Here is a 25,963-nt window from a genome sequence, read left to right on the forward strand (position 1 = left end):
CGGGCCGGATCCGTTCCCCGCCACCGGTAGAGGAGGCTGTAACCGCCGAAGACCTTGCGGTCGAGCTGCTCGTGGGCGATCGGGTACGAGTCGGACAGGAGCGTGTGGAGGTCCTCGAACGGCGTCGGGTCGAATGCTTCCCCCTCCTTCGGCGCGGTCGTGCGGAGTCGGAGTGCCGCCGCCAACCGCCCCGAGAAGCCCTCCAGCGGCTCGATCGCCTTGGCCTCCGGCACGTCAATCTGCCTGGTCCGGAACAGGGCCGTCCTGGCGGCGATGACGACCAGCAGCAGCACGAGCAGCCCGCTCGCGACGGCCGCCCCGCGGACGACCCATGCCCGCAGGGCACGGCGTCCCCCTCGCGATCGAGTTGACATTTCCATCGTGCGATCCCCTTGCGATCGAGTCATCGGGTCAGTCCACCGGGTCTGAGACCAGGTCCGTGATCACGCGATCCAGCCCGGCAACGACCCGGGCCATGCGGTCGAAGTCGAGCGTCTCGGGCATGTCCTCGGGAGTGTGGTAGTGGGGATCGCGGAAGGGTGCGGTATCGGTGACCATGAGGGCCGGATACCCTTCCTGCCAGAATGCCCAGTGGTCGGACCAGCCGACGCCCGGGAGGCGGCTCGGTAACGCCGCGCCCTCCGAGGGGAAGTTCGCGTGCCTGCGGAACGAGCCGACGACCCGCCGCACCAGTCCCCGCGAGGCGACGTTGCCCACGAAGCCGATGAAGTTCCCCCGCGACGGATAGAAGGCGCTGAGCGGGAAGGGGTACTTCTGGCTGCCGGGCTCGTCCGAGTAATAGCCGATCGTCTCAAGGCTGAGCATCGCCACGACCTGCTCGCCCCGCTCCCGGCACCTCCGGGCGTAGACCCGGCTGCCCATCGCGTCGGTCTGGAAGAACGGGGGCTCTTCGTTGACGAAGAGCACGAACCGGAGGGACCGGCCCGCGGGCGATCCCCTCCCAGCGAAGGAGCGTGCGAGGGCGAGCGTCGCCGCGACGCCGGAGGCGTTGTCGTTCGCCGCGGGGAGGTCACCGCATGAATCGTAGTGGGCACCGACGATCACGATCTCATCCGGCTTCCGCCTCCCGGGAATCTCGACGATCAGGTTTGCGCAGGGCTGCCCGCGTACCTCGAACACTTGAGGATCGACGTTGTATCCGGCCCGGGACAATTCCATCTCCAGCGCCTTCGCCGCCTCGGCCAGCCCCTCCTGGTCGGCATCCAGTGATCGGCCGCCGATCTCAACGGCGAGGAGATCGACGTACTCCTTGAGCAAGTCTCGAAGCGTTACCTGCTCCCGATCCAGTGAAGGCAGCGGCCCCCGATGACTCCTGCCTGGCATGCGGATCATGGTTTCATAGCCCCCGATTGTCGGACCGATCAGGACCACGGAACCGATCGCGACGCCGATGACGATGCGCCGCAGAAGGACAGATCGTCCCCCTCGCCGAGGTTCCCGGTGTCTCATAATCGTTCTCCGACGTGATTGAGCCAGTCCTTCTCTTCCAATCAGCCCCCACCCCTCGCACCACGATCAGCACGAAGTGCATCCGCCCGGAGAACCGGTCAAGGAGCCAGGGCGGCATGGATCTTCAATCCGCATCGACCCGTCGATCCGTCGAGATAACGAATCCCGTGCCGGGCAACATTCAATCCTGCAAGTCATTGCAGAAAATAGACTTATGAGATTTTCTGAGCCAATTTCCGGTTCCTGTTTTATGGGGATGTGGGTCATTTTCCGTACGAATCAACGAGGCAGGCGACATTTTTTGTAGGATTGCGGCATCAGGCATCGTCCGTGTCCGGCTTCACGAGGAGTAGTGCCAATGGCCCTGCTGAGCCCGAGCAAGAGTCGGATCGCCCGGGCGATCGCCCGGATCGGCTACTGCAACCCATTCCTGCCCGAGCGGCTCGCGCTGGAACGCCGGGCGCTGGGCGACGCGTTCGTCGAGGTGGGTCCGGTCATCTGGGCCCGGCCGGGAGTCTCGATCGAGCGACTCTTCCCGAACGTGCTCACCATGAGGGGGCAGGCGGAGGGACTCGTCGGGGAGATGCGCTCCCGGCTGGAACAGGGCCATCCTGCATCATCGGAGGAGTTGCTGCTCTACGAGGACCTCGCCCTCTACCTGCTCTATAGCCATCACATGAGCGCCTTCGACGGCCTGGTGATGCGCGACCGCGACCGGGACGGCGAGCCGGTCGGTTTCTGGGATGGCTTCCGCCGCGAGTTCGAGCACCTGCTCCGCGTCCCCGCCAGGCGGCTCCCCTCGGACCACGACCCGGCCGTGATCTTCGCCGGCTTCTACCAGATCGAACGGGCCTTCACCCACATCTTCCAGAAGATCATCGGCGGCTCGATGCCAGCGGCCCGGCTGCGGGCGGCGGCCTGGGAATCGATCTTCACGCGCAACATGCGTCGATATACGCGAGTCCTGCACGGCCGGATGGCTTCGATCACGACCCTGATCACCGGCCCTTCCGGGACGGGGAAGGAGTTGGTGGCCCAGGCGATCGGTCGGTCTCGGTACCTCGAGTTCGACGAACGATCGAAGAAATTCGCCGTGTCGCAGTACACGCCGCTGAACCTCTCCGCCTTCGTGCCGACGCTGATCGAGTCGGAGCTTTTCGGCCACGTCAAGGGTGCATTCAACGGGGCCTTGGAGCGAAAAGGGTGGCTGGAGCTGTGCAACGGGCCCAACAGCACGGTGTTCCTCGACGAGATCGGCGAGCTCGACGAGGCGATCCAGGTCAAGCTGCTCCGCGTCCTCCAGGAGCGTCACTTCGCCCGAGTCGGAGAGACGACGGGCCGGCCGCTCGAGTTCCACGGCAAGATCATCGCTGCGACGAATCGGGACCTCGCCGCCGCGATGCGCGATGGCCGGTTCCGCGAGGACTTCTACCACCGGCTGTCCGACGACCACATCGCGACCCCCTCGCTCGCCGAGCAACTCGACGACCGCCCGCAGGATCTCCCGGAGCTGGTCCGGTTCCTCGCAAACCAGCTCCTCGGCGAGTTGACCCCGGGACGCGACGGCGCGCTCGACGCCGAGTGGGCCGCCAGCGAGGCCGACGTGTTGACTGGCGAGGTCGTCGAATGGGTCGAAGCCAATCTGGCCGGCTATCGCTGGCCCGGGAACTTCCGGGAGCTCAGCCGCTGCGTCCGCAACGTCATGGTCCACGGCACCTACAGGCCGACCCCTCTCGAAGGGGGCGGACGCCCCGGGACTCCCGTCGAGGAGTTCCTAAGCATGGTCCGAGGGGCGTCCCTTACGAGGGATGAGCTCCTCGGCCGCTACTACGCGCTGGCCTACCGACAGTCGGGGGAGAACTTCAGGGCCGCCGGCCGGCGCCTGGACCTGGACTGGCGTGTCGTGAGAGATCGGCACGACCCGCAGTTCCTCGAGCGACTCAGGTCACCGGAAGGTCTCGAAGGCCGGCCCCCATCCCCTGCCGCAGATTAGCCCGGACATTGCACGCCCCGAGCGGGTGCTGAACGGCGCGATGACCTTGCTCCTGGCAGGGTTCGTCCAATCGTTCGAAGAGATGATCTTTGATATAACATGCGCTGATCGCAACGTCGTTATCATCGGACGGATCTGGCCGCATCAATTCGGGACGTGATCGGCGACCGTCCCATACGAATCCGATCCCGAAGAGCGGGATTTCGTCCGGTTCCTCAAGGACGACCCCCCCGCGACGCGCGGAGCTGCCGGTTCTCCTGCTCCAGTTGAGCGATCCGCTCCCGGCAGTGCGTCAGTTCGTCGGTCCGCTCGACGAGTCGGAGATATTCGGCGGCGGCATCATCCACCGCCGCCTCGAGCTCCTCTGGCTGCCAGGGCTTGGTCAGGTAGCGGTAGACGTGCCCTTGATTGATCGCCGCGATGACCGAGTTGATGTCGGCATAGCCGGTGAACAGCATGCGGATGGCCTCGGGATGCCGGCTCTTCACCTTCTGAAGCATCTCCACGCCGGAGACCAGGGGCATCCGCTGATCGGTCATAATGATCTCGACCTCATGCTGGGCCATCATCTCGATCGCCTCGGCGGCGCCATGGGCTCGCAGGACGTGGTACCTGTGGCGCAGCAGGTGATAGACCGAGTTGCAGACCTCGGGCTCGTCATCGACGACCAGCAGGCAGGGCTTGTGCGGTGCGGTCATCGTGCTTCCCCTTTCCTTCAATGGGTAAGATCACCCGGAACCGGCTCCCCTGGCCGGGGGTGCTCCGGACTTCGATGCGGCCGCCGTGGTCCTGGACGATCCCGTGGCTGATCGCCAGCCCCAGGCCGGTCCCCTGCCCCACCGGCTTGGTCGTAAAGAATGGGTCGAAGATCCGCGCGAGGTGCTCGGCCGGGATGCCGCAGCCGTCGTCGGCGATCTCGATGACCACCTCGTCCCCGTCCATCCGGGTCCGGATCTCGATCCGGCCTTCGCCCCGGTCGGTCGCCTCGATCGCTTGCAGGGCATTGACCAGCAGATTCAGGATCACCTGATTCACCTGGGCGGGGGCGCAGACCACCCGGGGGAGCTCGCCGAGATCCTGGTCGACGTGGATGCGTCGCCGGCCCAGCCGGCCCCGGATCAGTTCCAGGCTGCTGCTGATCGCCTCGTGGAGATCCACCCGGTCGACGGCCGCCTGATCGAGCCGGGCGAAGCCTCTCAGGTTCTGCACGATGTCGGCGACCCGCTTGACCCCCCGGCGCGTGCTGGTCAGGATCGGCCCGAGGTTCTCGCTCAGGTACGACAGGTCGATCGTCTCGGCGACGTCGAGGAACTCCGCGGCGACTCCCGGCTGGTTCGCCTCCAGTTCCGGCCGGATTTTCTCGCAGGCCGTCGCCAAGGTGATCAACCCCTGCAGATCCCGCTCGATCACCGCCAGATTATTGGCCACGTAGGCCAGGGGGTTGTTGATCTCGTGCGCCACCCCCGCGCTGAGCAGGCCGAGCGAGGCCAGCTTCTCCGACTGGACGACCCTCGCGTGCATCTGGTGGCGATCGGTCACGTCTCGGATCGCACCCAGGAAGGCGAGCCCTTCGGGGAGTTCGAGGACCGACAGCGAGAGCTCCAGCGGAAATGTCTCGCCGCTCTTGCGCCGGCCCCGCAATTCGACGGTCCGGCCGATCACCCGCGGCTCTCGGGTCTCGAGGTAGCGTTGCAAGCCCTTCTGGTGGGCGTCACGCGATTCCTCCGGCATCAGCAGGGTGAGGGGCTGCCCCAGGAGTTCCCGCTCCGTATAGCCGAAGGTCTGCTGGGCGGCCGTGTTGAACAGCGTGATGCACCCCTGCTGGTCGGCCACGACGATCGCATCCTGGGTCCCCTCGGTGAGCTGTCGGTAGCGCTGCTCCGAGGCCCGCAGCGCCTCCTCGGCCCGCTTCAGCTCGGTGATGTCCTCCTCGATCGCGACGTAATGCGTGATGCACCCCTGCGGACTTCGGATGGGGGAGATCGAGGCCGACGCCCAGTAGAGTCGGCCGTCCTTCTTCCGGTTGTGGAATTCCCCCCGCCACTCCTGGCCGGAGGTGATCGTCTGCCAGAGCCGCCGATATTCCTCGGGCGGGGTGCGCCCCGATTTCAAGATCCGGGGGTTCTTGCCGAGGACCTCGGCCATCGAGTAGCCGGTCACCCTCGCGAACGCCGGGTTCACGAACTCAATCCGGCCCTGGCGGTCGGTGATCACGACGAGATTGGCGCTCTGTTCGACGGCTCGGGTGACCTTCAGGAGCGCCTCCTCCGCCCTCCGGCGTTCGGCGATCTCCCGTTCGAGGGTGTTGACGGTGTCGGCGAGCTCCCGAGACCGCTGCTCGGCGGCCGCGCTGCGCTCGGCCACGCGTTGTTCCAGCATCAGGTTCATCGCCCGGAGTTGCTCCTCGGCATGGCGATAGATCTGGAAGGTATTGCCGAGCACGATGACGTAGGCCAGCAGGCGGAGCAGGTGCCACCACCACCAGTCGGCCTCCCAGATTCGCGAGAACGGGAACAGCAGGCCCGCCACCCCGAACAGCAACATCAGGTTGGCGAAGAGCAGCTCATCGACATGGCCCGTCCGCCAGTAGAAGCTCAGGAATCGCGCCGCCGCACCGACGAAGAACAGGCCCCCGAGCGCGTTGATGGACTTTGCGGTAGTCGTGAACGCCCCCCCGTCGACCTCGACCATCAGGGGGATCATGCCGGGAGCGGTGATCGAGAGGACGCCGAAGAGCACCGTCACGACCAGGATCAGGCCCGAGAGGGCGGCGACCGCCCCCGACCGGGTGGCCCGCTCCGGCAGCCAGACCATCGCGTGCAGGAATCCGCCCACCAGGGTCGCGGTGCTCCGCAACCAGACGAAGGACTCGCCGGGCCCCACGGCGGCATGGAATCCGTCCAGCACTCCCATGCCGATCAGGGCATTCGAGGTCCAGAGGTAGTGCGCCGATCGGGCCTTGTTCAGCCAGAGGAAGCGGAGCACGGCTGCGAGCGTGAGCCCGGCGAACGCCCCCAGCGCCTCGACGACGGAATGGAACGGGACGTGAACCCACCGCCGATCCGAGAAGAGGAGATCGGCCAGCCAGATGATCACCGCAGGGACGATGGCACCGAGGAGGAGGGTGAACGGGACCCCGAGATTCAGCCTTGCTCTGCTCATCGCGCGCTCTCCTGATGATGGGAGCGAACCGAGGACGAGGAGCGGGGGGACGCATCAACGCGCTTCCCAAATGGAAGCATACGCCCGGACGATCCGGAGGGCCAGCGGGATGCAGGCCGGCCCTCCGGGGGAAGGTCCGGCCCCCGAGGCATCGAATCTCAACAACGGCCGCCCACGTTCCCGGGCGAGACTTGCGGCCGGGAATCGGCTAGGCGATGTCCCGCGGGGCGGTGACGAACAACCGGGATCCGATGTGTTCGCCGAGCTTGCGATAGCTCTCCCACCGGGCCTCGTCGAAGTTCTGGTCGAGGGTCGTCCCGTTCGGGAAATCGGGATGGGAGGCGGCATAGCTGCGCACATCGGCCGACTCGTCGCCGGTGCAGGTGGGCTTGAGGTAGAGGAGCCAGGTCTGCCGCCTTGAGAGCCAGGGGTCGGGGGTGCTTCCCGGAGGAGCCTCGGGATAGCGGACGCGGAGCAGGGCCGCGTGCCGGCGGGCGACCCCGCCGGCCGGTGCATGGAGATCTTCGAGCGTGCCGAGATGGTCGAGGACCTGCTCCGGGATGCCGATCGTCCGGAGCGCCTCGGGGACGAGCGAGATCTCGGAGATCTCGGCCCCGAAGTCGATCCGGGCCAGCCTGACGAGCTCGGCGAGGAGCGATCCGACCCGATCAGGGTCCTCGGACGCGTCGCAGAGGATCACGTAAGGGAGTCGGCGGCGGAGCAGCTCGTAGGCGCCGGTGGCCTCGAAGAACCCGCCATCGGAGAGGTACCAATGGCGGAGCCAGGGCCCACCGAAGCGACCGGTCAGCTCCGAGAGCAGCAGCCCCTGGGCCCGGAAGAGGCCGGCGATCCCAGACCCGAGGCGAGCGAACGGCCCGTCATCGGGGGGCGAATCCGGCCGATCCCGGTCCCGAGCGTCGATCCCGGAGTCCCACCAGTAGCCCAGCCGGGCATTGGCGAGGGTCGAGAGGAGGCTGCCCTTGACCCCGGGCCGTCGCCGCAGTCCGTGGCCGGCCGCCGACCCCGAGACCGCGATCCATTCCCGGAGGCTGAGCGACTCGGCGGGGGCGGGCTCCCGGGACCGGACCCGCCAGGGGTCGGGGGCGATCCCGTCGAGGAAGGGCCGGAGGGGACGCCCGGGCGGCGGGCCGTCGACCCAGGAGGCGTGCCAGTCTCGCGCGACACTCACCCCCACCGGGCCGACCGCGAGGTTCTCCGCCTGGCGGTCCCGGACCTTCCGATGCGAGGGCATGTCGATCGTTTCGCTGATGGCACAATTAATCACGTGCAACGGCCCGCCGGCCCGATCGGGCCGATAACGGTCCCAGGGCACGTCGTCGCCGGCGACCGGGCGGCTCGCGTCCTGGCCCTCCGGAGACCGTCGCCTGTCGGGATTGACGGCGCCGAGGAAGGACCTGGCCAGCCGGCCGGCGGCGATGTCCAGCGGGCTCGATCGGTTGATGAACGGCACGCACTCCCGGGTGCCGAAGAGCAGGCTCACAGCCCCCGCCACGGCGGTGACCGCCAGCCCCAGGGTGTAGGCCCGCCCGACCTGATACGACGCATGGCTGACGAACGAGAGGGCGATCAGCGGAGGGGCGACGCCGAGCACCAACGCGATCGCCGCCCCGATCACGCGGCGTTTGCCCCGCTTGAAGGCGGCCACGCCGGGCGATTGCTCGGCAACGGAGACGACCAGCATCCTCAGGAGCGTGGCCGACCCCACGACCGCGGTCCCCACCGAGACGAGCCAGGCGGAGACCCGCTGCACAGTCAGGCCGCCCTCGATCATCAGCAAGGCGAGCCACCGGCTCACGCCGTCGAGCGCGGCGAAGGCCGCGAGGCTCAGGGTGACGACCAGGGCGATCGCGAGCTGTCCGGTCAGGTGGTCCCTGGCCAGCGAGAGCCGGTAGGGATGGGCGGGGTCCGCCGGCCCCTCGGACCGGCGGACCGCGGCCCACGAGGCGATCGCCCAGAGCACCGCCGCCGCCAGGATCGCCAGCGGCAGCGCGCCCCCGGTGAGGAACGTCAGCGACGCGGCGATGATCCCCGAGGCCACGAGGACGGCCGCGATGAACGACTCGGGCAGGTCCTGGGAGACGAGCCAGTAGGCGACCATCAGGGGGACCGTGCCGAGCCAGAGCGAGAGCTCGGCCAGCACCAACCAGGGCCCCGCCCAGCCCTCCGGGAGTTGCCAGGTCAAGGGCGAGAGGCCGCCGAGCAGGTGATCGGCGCGGACCGCGAACGCCACGATGGACGGGCTGTACCCGACCGCGTTCAGGACGCCGAACAGCGCGAGGAACGTCACCCCCAGCACCACATAGACGGCCAGCAGATTCCTCAGGAAGCCGGCGAGGTGAACCGGGCCGCCCGGCGTCAGGGAGTCCGAGTGCCTCCTGAGCCATTCGATGGGCGGCGAGTCGTGGCCGATCAGGCCCCGGGCGACGCGATCGTGGACGGCCCCGGGGGTCCTCCCCGGCTCTCCCGGCTGCTCCCGGGCGGCGTCGAAGTACCGACCCAGGAACGCGCCGATGTACCCGCCTCCTGAGACGGTCGAGAGGTAGTCCACGCGGCGGAGCCATCCCGCCCTGGCCATCGCCTGGAGCATCCCGAGTCCGAAGGCGGCGCCGCGGATGCCGTCGCCGGAGAGCGCCAGGCCCAGGGCATCCGCGGGAAGCGCCCCGGCCCGGTCCTCGGCGGCCGAGGGGGAAGCCTCCGGGGATTCGCGGGTGGGCTCGAAGGTCTTGAGGTCCAGGAGCCAAGGGCGGCCGGTTGCCGAATCGCGGTGTTCGGGAAATCCGTTCAAGGTTCTGCCCCGGCAAGTGGCGTGAGGGTTATTCGAGCGGCTCGATCAGGCCGGCCGACCGCCGGCGGGCGGCGACCAGCTCCGACTCGGCCCGTTCCATCGCGGCGGGGTAGGCACGGCGGGCGATGAAGTCGGGGCGAGACGGGAGGATGGGGGTTCGATCCCGCTCGGCCCTGGCCTCGGGAGGCAAATGGGCCTCGGGGATCGGGTGGTCCTCGGCGATGGCGTCGGCGGCCTTCTCGGCGATGGTGAAGACGTTGGAGACGAGGAAGAACCCCGGGATGCGGGGGAAGACCGAGGCGTCGACGACCCGGAGGCCCGAGGTCCCCCGGACCCGAAACCGGCTGTCGAGCACGGCGAGCGGATCGCCATCGGCGCCGATCCGGCAGGTGCCGCTGGCGTGGTGCCCCCAGGCGGTGTGCTTGATCCACTCCCTGACGTCGCCGCCGAAGTCCTCGTGGAGCCCCCCCGGGTAGATGCGACGATCGAAAACGCCCCGCTCCTCGCCGGCCTCGAGGATCTGATGGACGACGTTCACGCCTTCCTCGATCGCCTCGAGGTCCGGATCCGTCGTCCCCTCGGGGGGCGTGGGGAAGGAGCGGAAGTGGATCTCGGGCCGCCTGAGGGGGTTCCGGCACCGGAGGCGGACAGACCCCTCCCGGTTCCGGGTCCTCGCCTTGAGGATCATCCAGGTGATGGTCCGGTTGAAGGTGGACTGGCTACCCGGGAGGCGGTGGAGCAAGTTATCCGGATGCGAGTAGCCCACGAAATAGCCGTCGAAGTAGCCGGCCAGGGCGAAGAGGAAGAGGTCGGGGGTCCTGTCCTCGAACGTCGAGCGGACGAACATCCCCATGAGCGCGCCGTTGGTGGCGTAGAGTCCCCGGCGATCGGCCGACGCCCCCGGGCGCTCGACCCAGTGACGCAGGTGGTCGTCCAGCGTCGAGGGGGAGAGTCCCACGCCGTCGAGGCTCCGGAACCGGTCGGTGACGGTGGCGATGATCGGCACCTCGTAGCGGTCCTGGAGGTTCCGGCCGACTCCCGGAGCATCGATGATCGGCTCGATGCCCAGCGATCGCAGGTGTTCCTCCGGGCCGATGCCCGAGAGCATCAACAACTGGGGAGAGTTGAACGCCCCCCCGCAGAGGATCACCTCGCGTCGGCAGTGGAGGTGGACCTCCTCGGCCTCGGGATACGGCTCGACCACCCGGGCATCCTGGTCCGCCTCGTAGACATGGGCCCTCGGGAGGCAGCGGACCCCGACCGCCCTGGGCCCGGGGCCGCCGTCCGAGTCGTGCCGGAGGAGGATCCCGGTCACGCAGAATTCCGATCGAAGCCAAAGGCGCTCTCGGTGCGGCGACCGATCATCGAGCACCCCGAGGAGGCGGTCCCGGGCGCTGGAACGTCGGCCGTTCGGGGTGATGGCCACCGGGAGGCGGGCGACTCCCTCGGCGCTCCGCCGCAGGGTCTCCCAGTGGTTCGGGTCGAGCGCGGGGAAAAATCTCCCGGAGAGCACGGCCCGGAGCAATTCCCCGAGCCGCTCGGCCCCGGACCTGGCCCCTCCCAGGAACCCGGCCCGGACGACCTGGAAGAGGCGTCGATCCCGCTTGACGATCCGGAGGCTGGAGAGGGTGACGTCGAGCCAACCCTGGAACCCATGCCGGCTGCCCTCCCAGCCGGTCCGCCTGCCGAAGAGGGAGCGCAGCGAGGCCCAGAGTGAGGGGCGGGCGTAGTGGCAGCGCTCGACGCGCTGGAAGTAATGACGCATGCGCTCGCCCCGCCAGCTTTCGTCGCCCGTGGCCTCGGCGATCTCGTCGTAGTCCTCCGGCGGGCCGCAGATGGTGATCATGGCGTTGATGACAGTACTGCCGCCGACGCCCTGCCCCCTCGGGTAGTAGATCCCCCGCTCATCCCGACGGGCCGGGGGAGGGTCGCCCGGCCTGGGGTGCGTCTTCCAGTCGCGGCTCCCTTCGGGGTCGTGGTCGAAGTGCTTGACGAAGAACCGCAGCCCGTGGCGGCGGTCCTCGCTGGCGGCCGGGTGGAGCAAGGGCACGTCGGTGACCTCGACCGCGTCGCCGTCGGATGGGGGCGGCTGCTTGGGACCCATCTCGAGCACGAGCACCGCGTAGCCGCGTTCGGCCAGGCGAGCCGCCAGCGGGGCGCCGGCGGCGCCGGCGCCGACGACGATGAAATCGATCGGGGTCCGGTCGCGGACCCGCCAATCGTCCGGGATCTCACTCATGGGCCCGTCGCATCCAAAGGCCGCGGCGATCGTCGTCAGAAGGTCTTGAGCAAGGCGATCAGCTCACGCTTCTCCTCGTCGGTGAAGTCGCGGATGAACACATAATCATGCCCCCGGTCGGTGACGAAGTCCGGGCACCGGCTCGCCCGGAGCAGGAGCGGGGCGACCTTCACCTCGAATTCCCTCCTGCGACGATCCTTCGCCTCGAGGGAGCGATCGGCCTGGGCCTGCTCCTGATGCCTGGAGAAGAAGTGGACCAGCGCCTTCGAGGCATCGAGCCGGGCCTCCTTCGGCGCGTGCGGGTCGAAGTTGGCCACGATGTTCACCGGGACGCCCTCGGGGACCGGGCCGATCCGGATATTCTCACCCACGCCCGCGAGGGTCCGGCCCACCCCGAGGACGGCCACGACGGAGAGCACCAGGCAAAGGACGCCGAGCCATCGCGTGATCAGGGTGCGGGCCCGCTCGGACCGGATCAGGTGCACCGAGAAGATCAGGCCGGTCGAGGCGAACAGGACCGCCGGGAAGAGGATCGCCTGGATTCGGAGACCCGAGATCGCCCCACCCGTCCCCAGGTCGATCAGCTCGACCGCCGGCCAGAAACGCCAGATGACATAGATCGAAACGACCGCCAGCACGAAACTGCCGGTGGCAATGATCCAACGGAACGGCCCGAAGAACCATTCCAGCCAGGAGAGCCGGCGCCCGATCCGCTCCCGGAAGCGGACCAACCGGCCGCTCAGGAGCAGGGCAATCCCCAGGACCAGGAAGACCAGGGCCGGGATCCAGGCGACGAGCTGCATCTGGTATCGGGAGAGCCCGACCACGCCGCCGACGAGCATCGGGACGTGGGGGGCGTTGAAGTAAAGCCAGCTTTCCTCGGTCGTGCGCCAGATCCATCCGCCGTCCCGCTCGCGCTGGTCGGCGGCCGAGGCGAGCCCCGCTTGGGTCAGCGGGGCGGGGTCGTCGACGGCCTCGTCGGCATTCTTGTCGCGATACCAGGCGTCGTGAACCGTCGTGGAGGAGCCGGCGCCCGGCCAGTAGACCTGCCGGGAGGGGACCCGGCGTTTGTCTGGCCAGAGCAGGCGATCGATGGCGTCGTCGAAGGCCGAGAGCCGCCCCTCGACGCTCGGGTCGTTGTTGAACAGGCCCAGCGCGTTGTTATGCAGCAGCGGCGCGGTGGACCAGACGCTGATCAACGACGGGACGCGGTAATAACCCGGCCCGCCGCCGGGGGGAGAGTACGTCTTGGATGCCCCCGAGACCGGGTCGCGGTACGAGATCGGGCCGACCTCGCCCAGTTCCTGATACGTCAGCGACGCGAAGTCTTCCCAGACGTGGCCGTGGACCGAATTGGTCGCCATGGCCCGGCCGGAATTGGTCCGGGGGATCGTGATCGGCAGCCGGTCGTCGATGGACAGGAAGTTATGGACGACGAGGCGTTGTTGCTGGCCGTCCTCGCCCAGCACCGGGTTGCCGTTGAGGTCCCAGGCCAGCGAAGGATACTCCCAGAACTCCCGGTGCTTGACCGCCTCGCCGGCCCACTCGGCGTAGGAGGCGGGCAAGCGACCGTCCCCCCTGGCCAGCCGGGCCCGGTCCTCGAGGGTCAGGCGAAGCCGGCGGCGCCCAGCGAGGGTGACGTCCATCTGGTCCTCCCATTCCGCCCTCGTCCAGATCTTGCCGGGGGGGGGGCTTGGGCCGAGGGGAGGCAGGTACTTCAAGTCTTCTCGCGGGACGAGCTTCTCCTCCAGCGCGAGCACGTCTCCGGGCTGGACGCTGGAGTGGCAGGCGATACACCCCCTCGCGAATACCTGCCGGCCGATCTCGTAATCCGCCTCGGGGTCGCCGACCGCGGGGGGGCCTTCGCCTTCCGGGGGGCTTTCACCGTCCTCCGAGGCCTTGCTGTACCAGGGGAGGCCAGTCCCTCGGAGGTGCTCCCTGAGCAGGTCCCGTTCCCGCTGCTCCTGCCGAGCACCGTCCGGGCCGACGATCTCGATGTCCTTCAGCCTCATGGGGTCGGTGGAGGCCAGGAAGAAGGCGGCCATGGGGTTGACCCGGATCCGGGTCGCGTGCCAGTAGAGCGAATGTCCCGCGATGTCCCCGAGCTTGAAGGGGCGTTGGTCGTGGAACCCGAGGAGCGGGTTGATCGTCCGGATCCACTGCTGGTGATGCGTGCCGATGTTCAGGTAGACCCTCGCCAGCGCGATGTGGACCCCGACGCTGTCCGAGCCGTCGAGCAGGACCCGGGCCAGGTGCCTCGGGTTCTCCCCCCCCTCGTCGGTGTGAGCGGCCACGTAGGAGAGCGAGTCCTGGCCGAGGGTCTCCATCGGGTTGTGCTGCGCGCGGTCGAGCCGGCCGCGGAGCCCGAAGACGGCGTTCACCGTGTTCGGGTTGTTGTTGTTGTCCGAGGGGTGCCCCGAGGTATCGACCGCGCCGGGCATGTACGAGTCGAAGACGTGATAGAAGTAGTTGTCCGGCCTCAAAGAGTTGCCGAACGCGACCCGCATTCGCATGAACTGGTTGCCGATGTTGTTGGAGAGGTTCTCCCATTTCGGGAATTCGGGATCGGCCGGCGGCCTGAGCGGGTGGGGGGCGATGTGACAGTACCCGCAGCTCATGCCGACCCGGAACGGGCGGATCGTCTCCGGGCTGGCCGAGTAGCGTCGCCCCTCGGGGGTGTCTGCGTAGTAGAGGTCCGGATCCCACTGCCGCTGGGCGGCGGCGTCGAAGTCGGGGTTGCGGAACAGGCGAAGCCCGACGACACCGGTGGGATATCCATAGACCCTCGGGTCCGGGGGTTCCCAGTCGTCCCGATCGTCGCGGTACTCGACATGAACTTCGAGGCCGTGGGTCGGCTCCATGACCGGCCTGGCATACCTGACCCCGAAGGCCTCTTCCGTCTCCTCCGGGGTCGGTGGCCTCGTGCCGGGCTCGTTGACCAGCCCGGAGCGGGCGAACCTGGACTCTCGGCCCCGGTCGTCGATCAGCTTGAGCAGGTCGATCGTGCCGTATCCGTATCGGGCGAGCCAGTCCCACCATGCCTCGTTGCCGGCGGTCCAGAGGACCCAGGCGTTGCGCCCCTTGATCGCCTGGTCGTCGAGTCCGAGCGGCCTGGGTCCGGCCTCGTCGGTCGAACCGATGGCGTCCATGTCCTCGAAGTAGTCGCGATAGGCCGGAGGGTAGTACGCCTCAGCCGCCCGCTGCCAGTCGACGGGGTCGGATCGAGGCCCAAGGTCGGCATACTCGCCCCCTCCCTCCCGGACACGCTGGAGTGCCTCATCCGGCGGGACGCGGTCCCCGCACCCGGACAGGAGAAGGAGAACCACGAGTGCGGCCGCCAAGCCCGATCGCAATGCCCGGAAACGCATGGTTGGCACCTCAACCGATCTCAATCGGGATTCGGACTCGAGACGGGGAGACACCTGCTGTGTTCGCCTCCCCACCCGACCAGGGTGGGCCACATCGGGGGGAGCGGCCCCGTTTGAAGCATTTGCATTCGAATTTGTCGAATGTCCTCGATGGTGTCCTCGCGGAACGCGGGCGGGCCGATCTCCAGTGGGCCGCTCCAGACGACCGAGGCGTCATCCATCGACAATCGGGCACAATGGACCGGCCCCCTCGGTGCCTGGACGTAGTCCCTGGAAGGTCGATCAGCCCGGCGCCTCTTCCCCGGAGAGCTCGGTCATGAGCTGCTCCCGGAGGCGTTCCAGCACCTCGGCGGCGGGCAAGGCCTCACCCGCGGTGAAGCCCATGCCGGGATCAGTGGCGATCGGCATCATCATTTCCCGGTCCCCTTCATTGAAGTAGAGGAAGTGCTGGTTGAGCGAGAAGACCGAGACGCCCTTGTAGTCGACCTCGGGCCGCTCCCTGCCCTGCTTCCGGCGGGCCTCCTCGACGAGGAGGGTGAACGGGTCGGCCCGATTGGAGACCGAGGGCGGGCCGACGGCACCCGGGGCATCGTCCATGAACTCCAGCCGATAGAGCATCGACCTGACGACCCTGTTGCCGCTCCGAATCGGGAAGATCACCCGGCGCTCGGACCGGTCGATGAGGTCCTCGACCCGCCCGGCCCCACCGGGCCCATCCTCCAGAAGCGAGGCCGCCGGGATCGACGAGAAGGTGATGGGCGCCTCGAGGGTCAGGTTTCCCTCGTCGACCCCGCTCGGCGCCTCGTCCGGCGAGTCCTGGAGGCTCTGGAGCGTCTCCCGAGCCGACCGTTCGAGGCTCGCGCGGGTCGAATCCGGGATCTCCTGGATGCCCGCCTGCGGGCCCTCCCGCCCGGGCTCGCCGGACCGCTGAGGGGCGGGCCCGGAGCCGCCGCAGCCGAAGATCCCAAGGGAACTCACTGCCAGCGCCAGCGACGCGATGAGATTGATGTCCATGTGATCGACTCACTCCGGCCCATTCGGGCCGTTCTCCTGGGGAATCGGCCGAATCTCGTAATAGTCCCGCCAGTGACGGTGCTGCTTCCAGTGGAACGGGATGCCCCGCTCCTGGGCCTCGGGCCCCTCCGAGACGTCGTCGAACCGGACGTAATGGTCGTACGCGAGCCGCCAGGGGGTCCCCCCTCGTTGCAATTCCGGGATGTCGGACTGGGGCTGCGGCACCGGCCAGGGGTCCATGATGTGCAGGAACCGCTCGCCATCCGCGGTTTCCTCGTAGCCGTGGATCACCCCCATGTGGCCCCCTCGCTCCCCGACGCCCGTCCACTTGATCGAGAAGCAAATGGGCCGCTCGGCATCGATCTCGGCCACGATCGTCTCCCAGGGGAGCCAGCTTTGCGGCTCCGACGCCGTGTTCCTGGACTGGAATTCGAAGCTGTCGAAGATCGGCCAGCCGGTCCGATTGCAGTCGACCGGCTGGCTGCAACAATTGGGCGGGGGATCAGTCCCCCCCACCAGCGCGATCAGCTGCTCGACCCGGAACCGGGCCTGCGTGCACTGGCTGATATCCTGCCCTTCGCTCCGGTCTCCGAAGTCCATGACCATCTGGCCGGAGGCCGCCCAGCACCAGTTGCCCATGCGTTGCGGCTGCAGGTCGAGCCCGAGGATCTTGGACCTCGGCTGGGCCGGCAGCGGGCTCGCCTCCGAGGGACGCTGGTGGAGGATTGTCAGGGTCGCGGCGGCGGCCGTCGACAGCATCGCGCCGGCCAGCGCAATGGTTCGGAGTCGGAACATCGACCTCTCCGTTCGGGTAAAAGGGTGGAATCTCGCCCTCCCGCGGGCGTGGAACGGCGGGGCTCAGGGTCTCATGCCGATGAACCGGCCGAAGATGTCCCGGTTGACGGCGACGTTGCTCCCCTCGAAGTAGGAGCTGTGCGAGCAGGACGGGGTGGGGAAGAAGCTCCCGCAGCCGATAGGCGGGAGGTCGAGGTACTCGAAATCGACCCGGTAACGTTGCCGGAGGGGGCCACCGACGACGTCGTTCCGGGCGTTGAGGTTGACCCAGCGACCGACGTTCGACGGCCTCTCGATGAAATCCTCGCCGGGGTAGCGACGCCGGCGGACCTCACCGATCGAGAGGGCGCTGCCCACCGTGAACAGGTTGCTGACCCGGCTCGGGGTCGGCTGGGTCGAGAGCTGCCTGAGGCCGTCGAGCGCCACGACCGTCCCCCAGCTATGACTGATGACGATCACCTCGACGCCTTCTTCCTGGAGCAGCGGGGCCACCACGGCGATGAACCGGCCGACGATCTGCTGGCGAAGGGGCATCTCGAGCATGTACCGCGTGAAGTCATCGACACACCTCACCCCTGGGATGTTGTCGATGAGACCGCCAGGCGCATCCTCCTCCCCCTCGAAGACGCTGCCGCCGGGCGCCTCGACCTGCTGCCGCTCGGCGCGGTCGCGCAGGGTGTCCAGGAGTTGCTGCTCCACCTCGGCCTGCTCGGCCTGTTCGTCCTCGCTCAATTCGGCCTCCGCGTCGACGGCACCGGGGGCGAGATTGACCAGGTCGCTCCAGAGGACTTCCCGGCGGTTGGCGTCCGGGATATCGGGGGCGAACGGCTTCATCGCACGCCACCAGCCGTTCGAGTAGCCGGAATCGTGGTGGCAGATGCCGTGGACGTAGACGACGTACTTCTTCCGCGCGGCGCCTGGGGCCAGGTCCTCATCGACGACCGCCCCGGGGGCCTCCTCCTCCGCCTCACCAACGGCAAGCGATTGGATGGCCTGGATCGGCACCCAGAGTTCCCGGCCGGTCGCCGAATCCTCGACGAGGATCCAGCCGGGGATTCGGGACGCACGCGCCTTGCCGGAGATGGTCCGGTTGGCGGTCGTGATGGTCACCCGGTCCCCCGCCTTCGCCGGGGACGAGGTCTCGGCCTGGCCGGCCTCCTGCTCCTGGGGGAGGGGCTGGGACGCCAGGGCGAGCGGGACGAGGCCGGCCACGATCAGACACACGAGCACCCGCTTCATCACAAACACCTCCGTTGGGAGCCAACCGGGCGGCACCGGCATCGAGGACGACCCGAGGCCGCCGATCACAATCAGAGCGTTTTCATGTACTCGATCACCGCCCGCTTCTCGGACTCGGGGAGATCGGTCCCGTAGTCGGGCCCCTCGTGGCCGACATTGGAATTGCCGGGCACGGCGGTGTCGTAGCGGTCCCCCTCGGCCTCGGCCTCCGGGCCTTCGAAGATGAATCCGGTCCCGCCGTCGATGTAGACGTCATAGCCCCGATAGAAGACCTTCGGCCGCTCGCCGGACGGCTTCATGAGATCCTCCAGGGTGGGCACCGAGCCGTTGTGCAGGTAAGGGGCGCGGAGCCAGAGGCCGTCGAGCGGCACCGAGGCATAGCCGTCTTGCTTGACGAACGCCCGGAAGGCCCAGGGCTCGCCCCGGGCGAACGAGTTGTAGATGGTCATGGCCTCCTCGGTCCACATGTCGATCCGATGGGGGTCGGTGCCGATCTCGTCCCGGGGGATGACCGTCCCGGTGCGCGTGCCGTCGAAGGCGTGGCAGTCGGCGCAGAGGCGGTCGTAGATCGGCTTGCCGAGGTCGGCCAGCTCGCGATCGACCGGGAACGGATAGGGAGGCGGCGGCAGCTGTTCGAGCCAGGCTTGCATCGCGTCCAGCTCCTGCACGGGCAGGGATTCGGTGGTCGCTCCGTCGCCGATCGCCCCCGAGTAGACGACCTCCTTCAGATCCGTATTCAGGCCGTCCCAGTGGTACGAGTAGGGGAGCGGCCCGCCGGGCTCGGCCGCTCGGTGCATCGCCAGGTTCCAGAGCGGCTGCATGTCGGAATTGCCGATGGTCTCGAAGCCGAGTTCCTCCCGCTCCTCCCGCCAGTCGATGCCGAGCTGACGGTACTTCACCGGGTTGAACGGGTCGATGCGGCCGACGAGCCAGTCGGGCCGGCTCTCGGTCCAGGCGTAGCGTTCCCCTTGCTCGAGCAGTCCGTCTCGGGTCAGCGGGATCAGGACATGACGGTAGAGCTGTTTCTCGACCGGCGAGAGGTCGAAGTAATACTGGATGGCCGGGAGCAGCGTGTCGGCGTTGAATCGGGGGTCCTCGGCGCATTCGGAGAGGAAGCGGACGTATTCGAGCGGCCGGGCGCGATTGCCGGGCCCCCCCAGTACGACCTGGCGCGGCCCGTCCGGCTCGGTCCGGTAACTGGCGACGTGGCAGAAGGCGCAGTTGATGGCCACCCTGGGGAAGCCGATCGTCTTCTTCGAGATGCCGATCGGCAGCTCGTCGCCCGCCTCCCAGGGCATGCCGAAGGCCAGGTAGCCGCCGGGCCTGGGGAGCTTGTCGGCGAAGACGTGGGGCAAGACGACCCAGATCGGGTACGGGATGCCGTCGGTGTTCTCGGCGCCGATCGAGCCGTACTTGAAATAGGTCGCGATCGGCTCCACGCCGGGCTCCACCGGCAGGCGCTGGGGCACCTCCCGGAAGAGCATCACATAGACGCCCAGGCCGAGGACCGCGGCCAGCACGACGAGCGCCGCCAGCCCGCGCCAGAGCCATCGGCCGAGCCTCCGGCGATCAGCCGGGGGAAGCGAGCGAGGGATCACGGGTGCGCCTCCGCGAGTTCGGGGTCGACGGGGCCGCGAGCGTAGGCGGCCAGCAACAAGACGCCCTCGATCAGACCGAAGAGCAGATCGAGCAGGCCGAACGCCAGGTATTCCCGGTGGAAGCCCAGGAAGTAGATCGCGCCGGCGGCCCGGGCTCCGACCGCCAGCCAGGCGACGGGCCGATAGGCGAAGGGGTCGTACGACGCGGGGAGGTACATCAGGCTCAGCAGGATCAGCAGCAAGGACGCGAACGACGGCCAGATCTGTTGCATCGCCGGCGGCAGGCCCACAAGCCCGAGCACCGCGTTCGGGACGAACACGCCGGGGACTGCCAGCGCGAGGTTGGCGACGACGCCGAGGATCACGGCCCAGCGGAACCCGACGGCATAGCGGTTCATGGCGCGTCGCCCCCCCCTTCGGTCTTGAGATACTCGACCAGCGCATCCTTGTCGGCCTCATCCAGTTCGAGGCCGTAGCGGTGCCCGCCGTTGCCGTTGCCCCCATTGCCCGACGGCCCGACCGCCCCGACCTCGAACAGGAAGAACCGGCGGCCGTCGCCTGAGGTGTCGCGGTCGCTCCGGAATCCGACCCGCACAGGGTCGTATTCGTCATCGCCCCGATAGAATGACTTAGGCCGTCGCTCGGGAGGTTCCAGCAGGTCTCGGAGCGTCGGCACCGAGCCGTTGTGCAGGTAGGGCGCCCTGGCCCAGAGGCCATCGAGGGGGTGGTTGGCGTAGCCATGCGTCTTGCGGAACTGGTGGAACCGCCACGGGTGGCCGATGCCCAGCGTGTTCTGGTTCGCGACCAGTTCCTCGGTGAACGAGTCGAGCCGGTGGCGGTCGGTCCCGATCGCGTCGATCGAGACCACCTTCCCCACGTCCTGGCCTTCGAAATCATGGCAGGAGGCGCAGCTCTGTACGCCGGAACGGGAGGGGTCGGAGTCGGCTTCGAAGTAGATCTCGCGGCCTCGGGCGGCCAGGGCCTCATCGATCGGGAACGGGAAGCGGGGGATCTCCAGCTCTCCCGAACGAGGCGTGGTCTCCCGGCGGGCGTCGGGCTCGGGAGACGCCCGGCGGTCCTCGGGAGATCCGATCCAGTCGGCGACCATCTTCATGCGATGCAGGTCGACCGAGACCGGGGTGGCCCCCGCGCCGAAGGCGGCACTGAGGTTCCGTTCGAGGACCGACGTGTTGTTGCCGTCCCAGTGCAGCTGCATGCCGTCCCGGGGCCGCTGGTTCCAGATCGATGGGAAATCGGCGATGCCGTTGGTCCCGTTCCAGGGATAGTTGAAGATCATCGTCCAGTAAGGGTTGAATGTGTCGATCCGACCCGGTCCGGCCGGGGGGTTCTGCTCGGTCCAGGAGAGCTGATCGCGGCGGGTCAGCAGCCCCTCGCGGACCGCCGGGATCGCCTGACGATAGAAGAGGGATTTGACCGGTCCGAGCGACCCATCGGCCTCGATCTGCGCCATCAAGTAATTGACGGTGAATCTCGGGTCCCGGGCGCAGTCGAAGAGGAACTCGAAGTAGGCGGTCAGGTTCACCGTATTGGCGGGCATCCCCAGGACGATCGCCCGATCGCGGGGGGGAGTCGGGGGGGCCTCGCCGATCCCCGGGAGGGCGAAGGTCAGCGGGGTGTCCCGGTAGATCCGGTCGGGATCGAGCCCGTCGGAGACCCGAATCGTGCCCACGTGACAGACGGCGCAATTCAGGCCGACCCATTCGGCACCGCGACGGCGGACGCTGAAGCCGATCGGCAAGGGCCGGTCCGGTTCGGTCACGAAGCCGAACTGACGGTAGCCGTCGAGCGGGGTGCGGCGATCGGCCGCGATGGCCCGGTAGGCGTCCGGGTCGGGCAGGTGCTCCGGGAAGGCCGCGGGCAGGACCTCCCAGAGCCTCAGCGGCAGGCCGCCGCTCGTCTCCGATCCGATCGAACCGTACTTGAAATGGTCGACCGGGTTGTCGTAGTCCCGGGGGATCTCGGCGAAGACGAACCAGTAGGCGGCCCAGGCAACGGCCAGGAGCGCGATGACCAGGGTCGCCTTCACGATGCGCCTGCGGCGCCTCAGCTCGCGTTCGAGGGGGTCGAGGATCCTGTTCTTATCCACGGTCCACCTCCCCGATCCCCCGGATGCCGGGCTCGACGATGCCCCCGGCCGCCGCCCCGGACGGCCCCTTGCCATTGGTCGTCGCCAGCCCGAACCGCTCGGGGATGCCCCACGGATTGGGCTGATAGACCTGCATCACCTCGGCGATCATTTGCTCATACGAGTCGTAGCGATTGCGGTCATAGCAGCCGAGCGGGCTCTCCAGGTCGTTGAGCAGGCATCGGTTGCAGTAGCTGCAGCGGTGCTTGTTCCTCAGGGGCCAGGTGCCGCCCTCCCGCTCGATCCGGGGGAGGTCCGACCAGTCGAGGCCCCGCTCGAAGAGCCTGGGGAGGTCTCGGTTCGCGATCAGGGGTCGGGCGATGGAGACGGCGTCGACCCGGCCCTGCTCGATGGCCCCTCGGATCACGCTGGCATCCTGGAAGCCGCCGGTGACGATCACGGGGACCCCCGGGACGGCTCCCTTGATGGCCGCCGCGGCCTCCAGGTTGATCCCCGAGGAGATCTCGTCGAACGCGAGGCCGCGGCGGTGGTTCCACCACCATCGGAAGAGCGGCCCGAGGACGGGTGTCGTGAAGATCTTGTAGTTGATCCGGACGCGCGTCCCGGCGTTCATCAGGCTGTCGTAGTACGCGACCACGTCGCGCAGCGGGAAGTCGCCGGGAGGATTCCGGGGGTGGGGGAAGATGCTGCCGGAGGAGATGTGCAGGGCATTCACCCCGGCCTCGACCGCCCACCTGCAAATCGGGATCGTCTCCTCGATCCGGTTGCCTCGCTTCCGCCAGGGGAACAGTGCGTTATTGTAATCGGCCGCGTTGATCTTGAGCTGGAGGTGGAACCCCGGGCCGACCTCGGCCCGGATGGCCTTGACGATCTCGAGGAGGAACCGGGCCCGATTCTCGAGCGATCCTCCCCAGCGGTCCCGGCGGTCGTTGATGCCCCTGCTCAGGAACTGGGTGATCAGGTAACCGTTGGCCCCGTGCAACTCCACCCCGTCGAGGCCGGCCTCCCTCGCCCGCCGCGCACCGGCGGCAAATGCACCGATGATCTCCCGGATCTGGGACTCGGTGGCCGACCGACAAAGGATGCCGTGGAAGTAGTCGGCGCGGTCGGTCGAGCTGAGCGATCGACGCATGCGATTCTCGACACCGCCATTGTCCTGCTGGCGCCCGGAGTGGCTGAGCTGGAGGAGATAGCGGCAGTCGTGGGCGTGGACCCGCTCGCCGACCAGCCTCCAGAACGGGATCTTGTCGTCGTCGTCGATCATGGCGTAGCGGATCATGATCCGGCCGCCGACCATGACGGGGGTGAAGGAGGAGATGATCGCCCCCACCCCCCCGGCCGCGAAACTCTCCTCCCAGTTGATGCGAGCGTAGCCGCCCTGGCCGTTGTACTCGTCGAACTGACCCGACACATTCGACCGGAACAGGCGGTTCTTGATCTTCAGGCCGCTCGGACATTCCAGGGGCTGGAAGATCGCGGCGTTCGGACCCGCATCCGGAGACGGCGTGCCCATCCCAGTCGTCATCCCGGTCTCGTGTCCCATGGGTGCCGCCCTCAATCAACCCAATGTGGGAGTCCTCGGCAACGGTCCAACCCGAGTCGATCGCGCCTTCGCCGGGGCGGACGCCCCGCATCCGCACGTCTCATATTATGTGGCGAATTATCTAGACATTTTGACGAAATTCATCCGATGATGCCCTCATCGGAACGATCGATCGCCGCGAAATGCGTTCGAGCACGCAGGGATAAGCCGCCGCTTCGGCCCGCAAACTCGCCCAAATTACCCTATCTCTGCCCCCTTGCCCCGGCAGAGGTAGACCGAAATGTCGACTGCTATCGTGATGTGCTGATGACCGCAGCATCTACATTGCCAAACTAATCATCTTCCTTCTAACAGACTCAACAGCCAGGTGTCACGGAAATTCTTTCGGATGTCATGAATTTTCTTTTTCCGATCGTCGATTTTCCAAATCTTCATGCATCGAACCCGGTCCGGAACGCTCGACGGGCACCTACGAGGCCCGGGAGCGTGCAGGTGGACCGGACGCACAGACGCCTGCCGCCCCGATGGACCCATCGCCTCCGATTCGGCGGCCCCGGCGATGATGTCGAGAGCCAGGCCCCGATCCGCCCTTTGAAACCCGATCGATTCCGGGTCAACCCCGTGCCCGGAATCGACCCCAGTCGAGGCCGAGTTTCCGCATCCTCGACCGCAGCGTGTGGGGATTGACGCGCAGCAATGCCGCGGCGCCGGTCGGGCCCTCGATCCGGCCTCGGCTCCGCTCCAGGGCCGACTCGATATGCCGGGCCACCGCCGCTTCCAGCGCCATGAAGGGTTCGCCCCCCGGATCGGCCGTCGGGGCGGCGGCCGAAGTCGGGGCGATCACCGGGGACGGCTCGCGAGGGGAGCCGAGGGCGCGGGCGATCTCCAGCCGCTCCCCGTCGCCGAGGATCGCCGCCCGCTCGATCACCGCGGCCAGCTCCCGCACGTTGCCCGGCCAGGGATAGGTCACCAGCAGGCCGATCTCCGCGGCCGTCGGCGACAAGGGCGGCATCCCCAGGCGTTTCGAGGAGCGCATGGCGAAGTGCGCCGCCAGGGCCGGGATGTCCGAGGGCCGGTCGCGCAAGGCTGGCAAGCGGATCGGGAACACGGCGATCCGGTACCAGAGATCCTGTCGGAATCGGCCGTCGGCGACCATCGCCTCCAGGTCTCGGTGCGTCGCGGCGACGATCCGGACGTCGACCGGGACCGATCGCTCGCCCCCCACGCGATCGATCAGCCCGTCCTGGAGCACGCGCAGCAGCCTCACCTGCGCCGCCGGGGGCAGCTCGCCGACCTCGTCGAGGAAGAGCGTCCCGCCGTCGGCCCGCTCGAACCACCCCTTCCGCTGGCCGACCGCCCCGGTGAAGCTGCCGGCCTCGTGCCCGAACAGCTCGGAATCGACCAGCTCCGGAGGGATCGCCCCGCAGTTGACCCGCAGGAACGGCCCCCTGGCCCGCCGCGACCGGGCATGCACGGCCCGGGCGATCACTTCCTTCCCCGATCCCGTCTCGCCGAGGATCAAGACCGGGGCATCGGACGGGGCGACCTGGGCCACCTGCTCCATGACCTCCCGGAGCCCCGCCTCGGCGCCGACGATCGAATCGCTGATGTCGAGCCGGCCGAGCTTCGTCAGCAGGGACCGGTTGTCGGCCTCGACCGCCTCGCGCAGCGTGGTCAGCTCGCGAAGCCGCCGGTCGTTCTCCAGGGCGACCGTGAACGGGTCGAGCAGGGCGCCGAGCAGCTCGGCATGCTCGTCGCGAAACTGCCTCGGGGGCGAGGTGGTCAGCAGCAAGATCCCGACCGGCCCCTCCTCGGCGATGAGCGGCCCGGCCAGGATCTCGCCCGAGAGCCCCTCGGGCAGCAGCCCCGGCGGGCCGGCCGTCCGGGAACGGTGGGCCAGCCGAAGCACCTGCCGGCGGTGGCACCAGGCGATCAGCCGCTGGACCCCCTCGGTCGTCAGCTCGCTCCGCGGCCTCGGGTCGGCCTGGCCGGGGCGGCAATGGCCCATCGCCACCGTGTCGACGGACCCGCCCGGCACGTCGATCCGCCTCACGAGCACCAGGTCGGCGGCCACCCGACGGGCGAGCAGCGGCGCCAGGCGCTCGACCGACTCGGCGATCTCGATGTGACGGCAGACCTCACGCCAGATCTCCAGCAGCAACGTCGCGTAACGCTCCATGGGGCGAGATTCCGTGAAATGAAACGGCTTACCCGTGGGATATCACGGCCTAAAACCGTCTTATTTCGCGGTTTCCGCCAGTCCCAACGACGATTCGATGATATCTCACGGATAATCCCCGGGAAAGCTGCAATTCCGGTGGTTGGTCCGCGCCTTGCTCCTTCCACCTGCCGTGCCGGCCTTGATCGGGCCGGCGACCCCGGCCGTGCCGGGGTGGGCGTGCCCCCAACCCGACCGGCCGCCACCCACCATCCCCACGCCACCGACCGAAAGCAGGGCGATGACCACGATGTTCGTCATGACCGACCGGGCCATGCAGCGTCCCCCGACCCTGATCGAGGAGCGGTGTTGTCTCCTCGCCGGATGGTCCGAGCGGGACCTCATCGCCGCGTCCCCCGCCGACGAAGATCTGCCCTGAATCCCCCGGACCGGCCCCTCAAATAGGCCCCG

16 protein-coding genes and 1 pseudogene are annotated in these 25,963 nt (G+C 68.2%); 2 read left to right on the forward strand and 15 right to left on the reverse strand.

What is annotated here, in order from left to right; genetic code table 11:
• A pseudogene (locus AB1L88_RS22690) lies at nucleotides 1-380 on the reverse strand (hypothetical protein); the annotation flags it as partial.
• A gap of 31 nt (nucleotides 381-411) precedes the next feature.
• The gene (locus AB1L88_RS22695) at nucleotides 412-1,353 is read right to left on the reverse strand and encodes a M28 family peptidase (RefSeq protein ID WP_367098979.1); all 942 of its coding nucleotides are present in this window, start codon (nucleotides 1,351-1,353) and stop codon (nucleotides 412-414) included.
• A gap of 475 nt (nucleotides 1,354-1,828) precedes the next feature.
• On the opposite strand from AB1L88_RS22695, the gene AB1L88_RS22700 reads away from it, so the two are divergent.
• Nucleotides 1,829-3,463 carry a sigma 54-interacting transcriptional regulator gene (locus AB1L88_RS22700; RefSeq protein ID WP_367098980.1) on the forward strand — a complete coding sequence of 545 codons (1,635 nt, stop codon included), beginning with the start codon at nucleotides 1,829-1,831 and terminating at the stop codon, nucleotides 3,461-3,463.
• A 215-nt stretch (nucleotides 3,464-3,678) separates the two neighbouring features.
• Here AB1L88_RS22700 and AB1L88_RS22705 read toward each other — a convergent pair whose 3' ends face one another.
• The 13 genes from AB1L88_RS22705 to AB1L88_RS22765 form a co-directional block, all read right to left on the reverse strand.
• A complete protein-coding gene (locus AB1L88_RS22705; protein WP_367098981.1) occupies nucleotides 3,679-4,161 on the reverse strand; it encodes a response regulator in 483 nt (160 codons plus the stop codon).
• Entirely contained in the window at nucleotides 4,121-6,625 is a 2,505-nt protein-coding gene (locus AB1L88_RS22710) for a PAS domain S-box protein (RefSeq protein WP_367098982.1), read from the reverse strand. Before AB1L88_RS22710 ends, AB1L88_RS22705 begins: the two co-directional genes overlap by 41 nt.
• 208 nt (nucleotides 6,626-6,833) lie before the next feature.
• Nucleotides 6,834-9,431 (reverse strand): hypothetical protein, encoded by a 2,598-nt coding sequence (locus AB1L88_RS22715; RefSeq protein ID WP_367098983.1) that lies wholly within the window; start codon nucleotides 9,429-9,431, stop codon nucleotides 6,834-6,836.
• A gap of 28 nt (nucleotides 9,432-9,459) precedes the next feature.
• Nucleotides 9,460-11,670 carry a GMC oxidoreductase gene (locus AB1L88_RS22720; protein ID WP_367098984.1) on the reverse strand — a complete coding sequence of 737 codons (2,211 nt, stop codon included), beginning with the start codon at nucleotides 11,668-11,670 and terminating at the stop codon, nucleotides 9,460-9,462.
• Between the two features lie 35 nt (nucleotides 11,671-11,705).
• Nucleotides 11,706-14,996 (reverse strand): sodium/calcium exchanger protein, encoded by a 3,291-nt coding sequence (locus tag AB1L88_RS22725; protein ID WP_367098985.1) that lies wholly within the window; start codon nucleotides 14,994-14,996, stop codon nucleotides 11,706-11,708.
• Between the two features lie 324 nt (nucleotides 14,997-15,320).
• Nucleotides 15,321-16,052 (reverse strand): hypothetical protein, encoded by a 732-nt coding sequence (locus tag AB1L88_RS22730; protein ID WP_367098986.1) that lies wholly within the window; start codon nucleotides 16,050-16,052, stop codon nucleotides 15,321-15,323.
• Nucleotides 16,053-16,061: 9 nt separating this feature from the next.
• Nucleotides 16,062-16,847 carry a papain-like cysteine protease family protein gene (locus AB1L88_RS22735; protein WP_367098987.1) on the reverse strand — a complete coding sequence of 262 codons (786 nt, stop codon included), beginning with the start codon at nucleotides 16,845-16,847 and terminating at the stop codon, nucleotides 16,062-16,064.
• Nucleotides 16,848-16,910: 63 nt separating this feature from the next.
• Nucleotides 16,911-18,086: a hypothetical protein gene (locus AB1L88_RS22740; RefSeq protein ID WP_367098988.1), complete on the reverse strand. Its 1,176-nt coding sequence runs from the start codon at nucleotides 18,084-18,086 to the stop codon at nucleotides 16,911-16,913.
• A 71-nt stretch (nucleotides 18,087-18,157) separates the two neighbouring features.
• The gene (locus AB1L88_RS22745; protein WP_367098989.1) at nucleotides 18,158-19,684 is read right to left on the reverse strand and encodes a cytochrome c; all 1,527 of its coding nucleotides are present in this window, start codon (nucleotides 19,682-19,684) and stop codon (nucleotides 18,158-18,160) included.
• Entirely contained in the window at nucleotides 19,681-20,082 is a 402-nt protein-coding gene (locus AB1L88_RS22750; protein ID WP_367098990.1) for a hypothetical protein, read from the reverse strand. The genes AB1L88_RS22745 and AB1L88_RS22750 overlap by 4 nt, the downstream gene beginning before the upstream one ends.
• Complete coding sequence (locus AB1L88_RS22755; protein ID WP_367098991.1) at nucleotides 20,079-21,791, reverse strand: cytochrome c; 1,713 nt, start codon at nucleotides 21,789-21,791, stop codon at nucleotides 20,079-20,081. The genes AB1L88_RS22750 and AB1L88_RS22755 overlap by 4 nt, the downstream gene beginning before the upstream one ends.
• On the reverse strand, nucleotides 21,784-23,316 hold the full coding sequence (locus AB1L88_RS22760) for an NADH:flavin oxidoreductase (protein ID WP_367098992.1): 1,533 nt from the start codon (nucleotides 23,314-23,316) through the stop codon (nucleotides 21,784-21,786). Before AB1L88_RS22760 ends, AB1L88_RS22755 begins: the two co-directional genes overlap by 8 nt.
• Before the next feature lie 631 nt (nucleotides 23,317-23,947).
• Nucleotides 23,948-25,513 carry a sigma 54-interacting transcriptional regulator gene (locus tag AB1L88_RS22765; protein ID WP_367098993.1) on the reverse strand — a complete coding sequence of 522 codons (1,566 nt, stop codon included), beginning with the start codon at nucleotides 25,511-25,513 and terminating at the stop codon, nucleotides 23,948-23,950.
• Between the two features lie 280 nt (nucleotides 25,514-25,793).
• On the opposite strand from AB1L88_RS22765, the gene AB1L88_RS22770 reads away from it, so the two are divergent.
• Complete coding sequence (locus AB1L88_RS22770; protein ID WP_367098994.1) at nucleotides 25,794-25,931, forward strand: hypothetical protein; 138 nt, start codon at nucleotides 25,794-25,796, stop codon at nucleotides 25,929-25,931.
• The last annotated feature ends 32 nt before the right edge of the window (nucleotides 25,932-25,963 follow it).

It is taken from the genome of Tautonia sp. JC769, from assembly GCF_040717455.1.
Lineage (GTDB): Bacteria > Planctomycetota > Planctomycetia > Isosphaerales > Isosphaeraceae > Tautonia.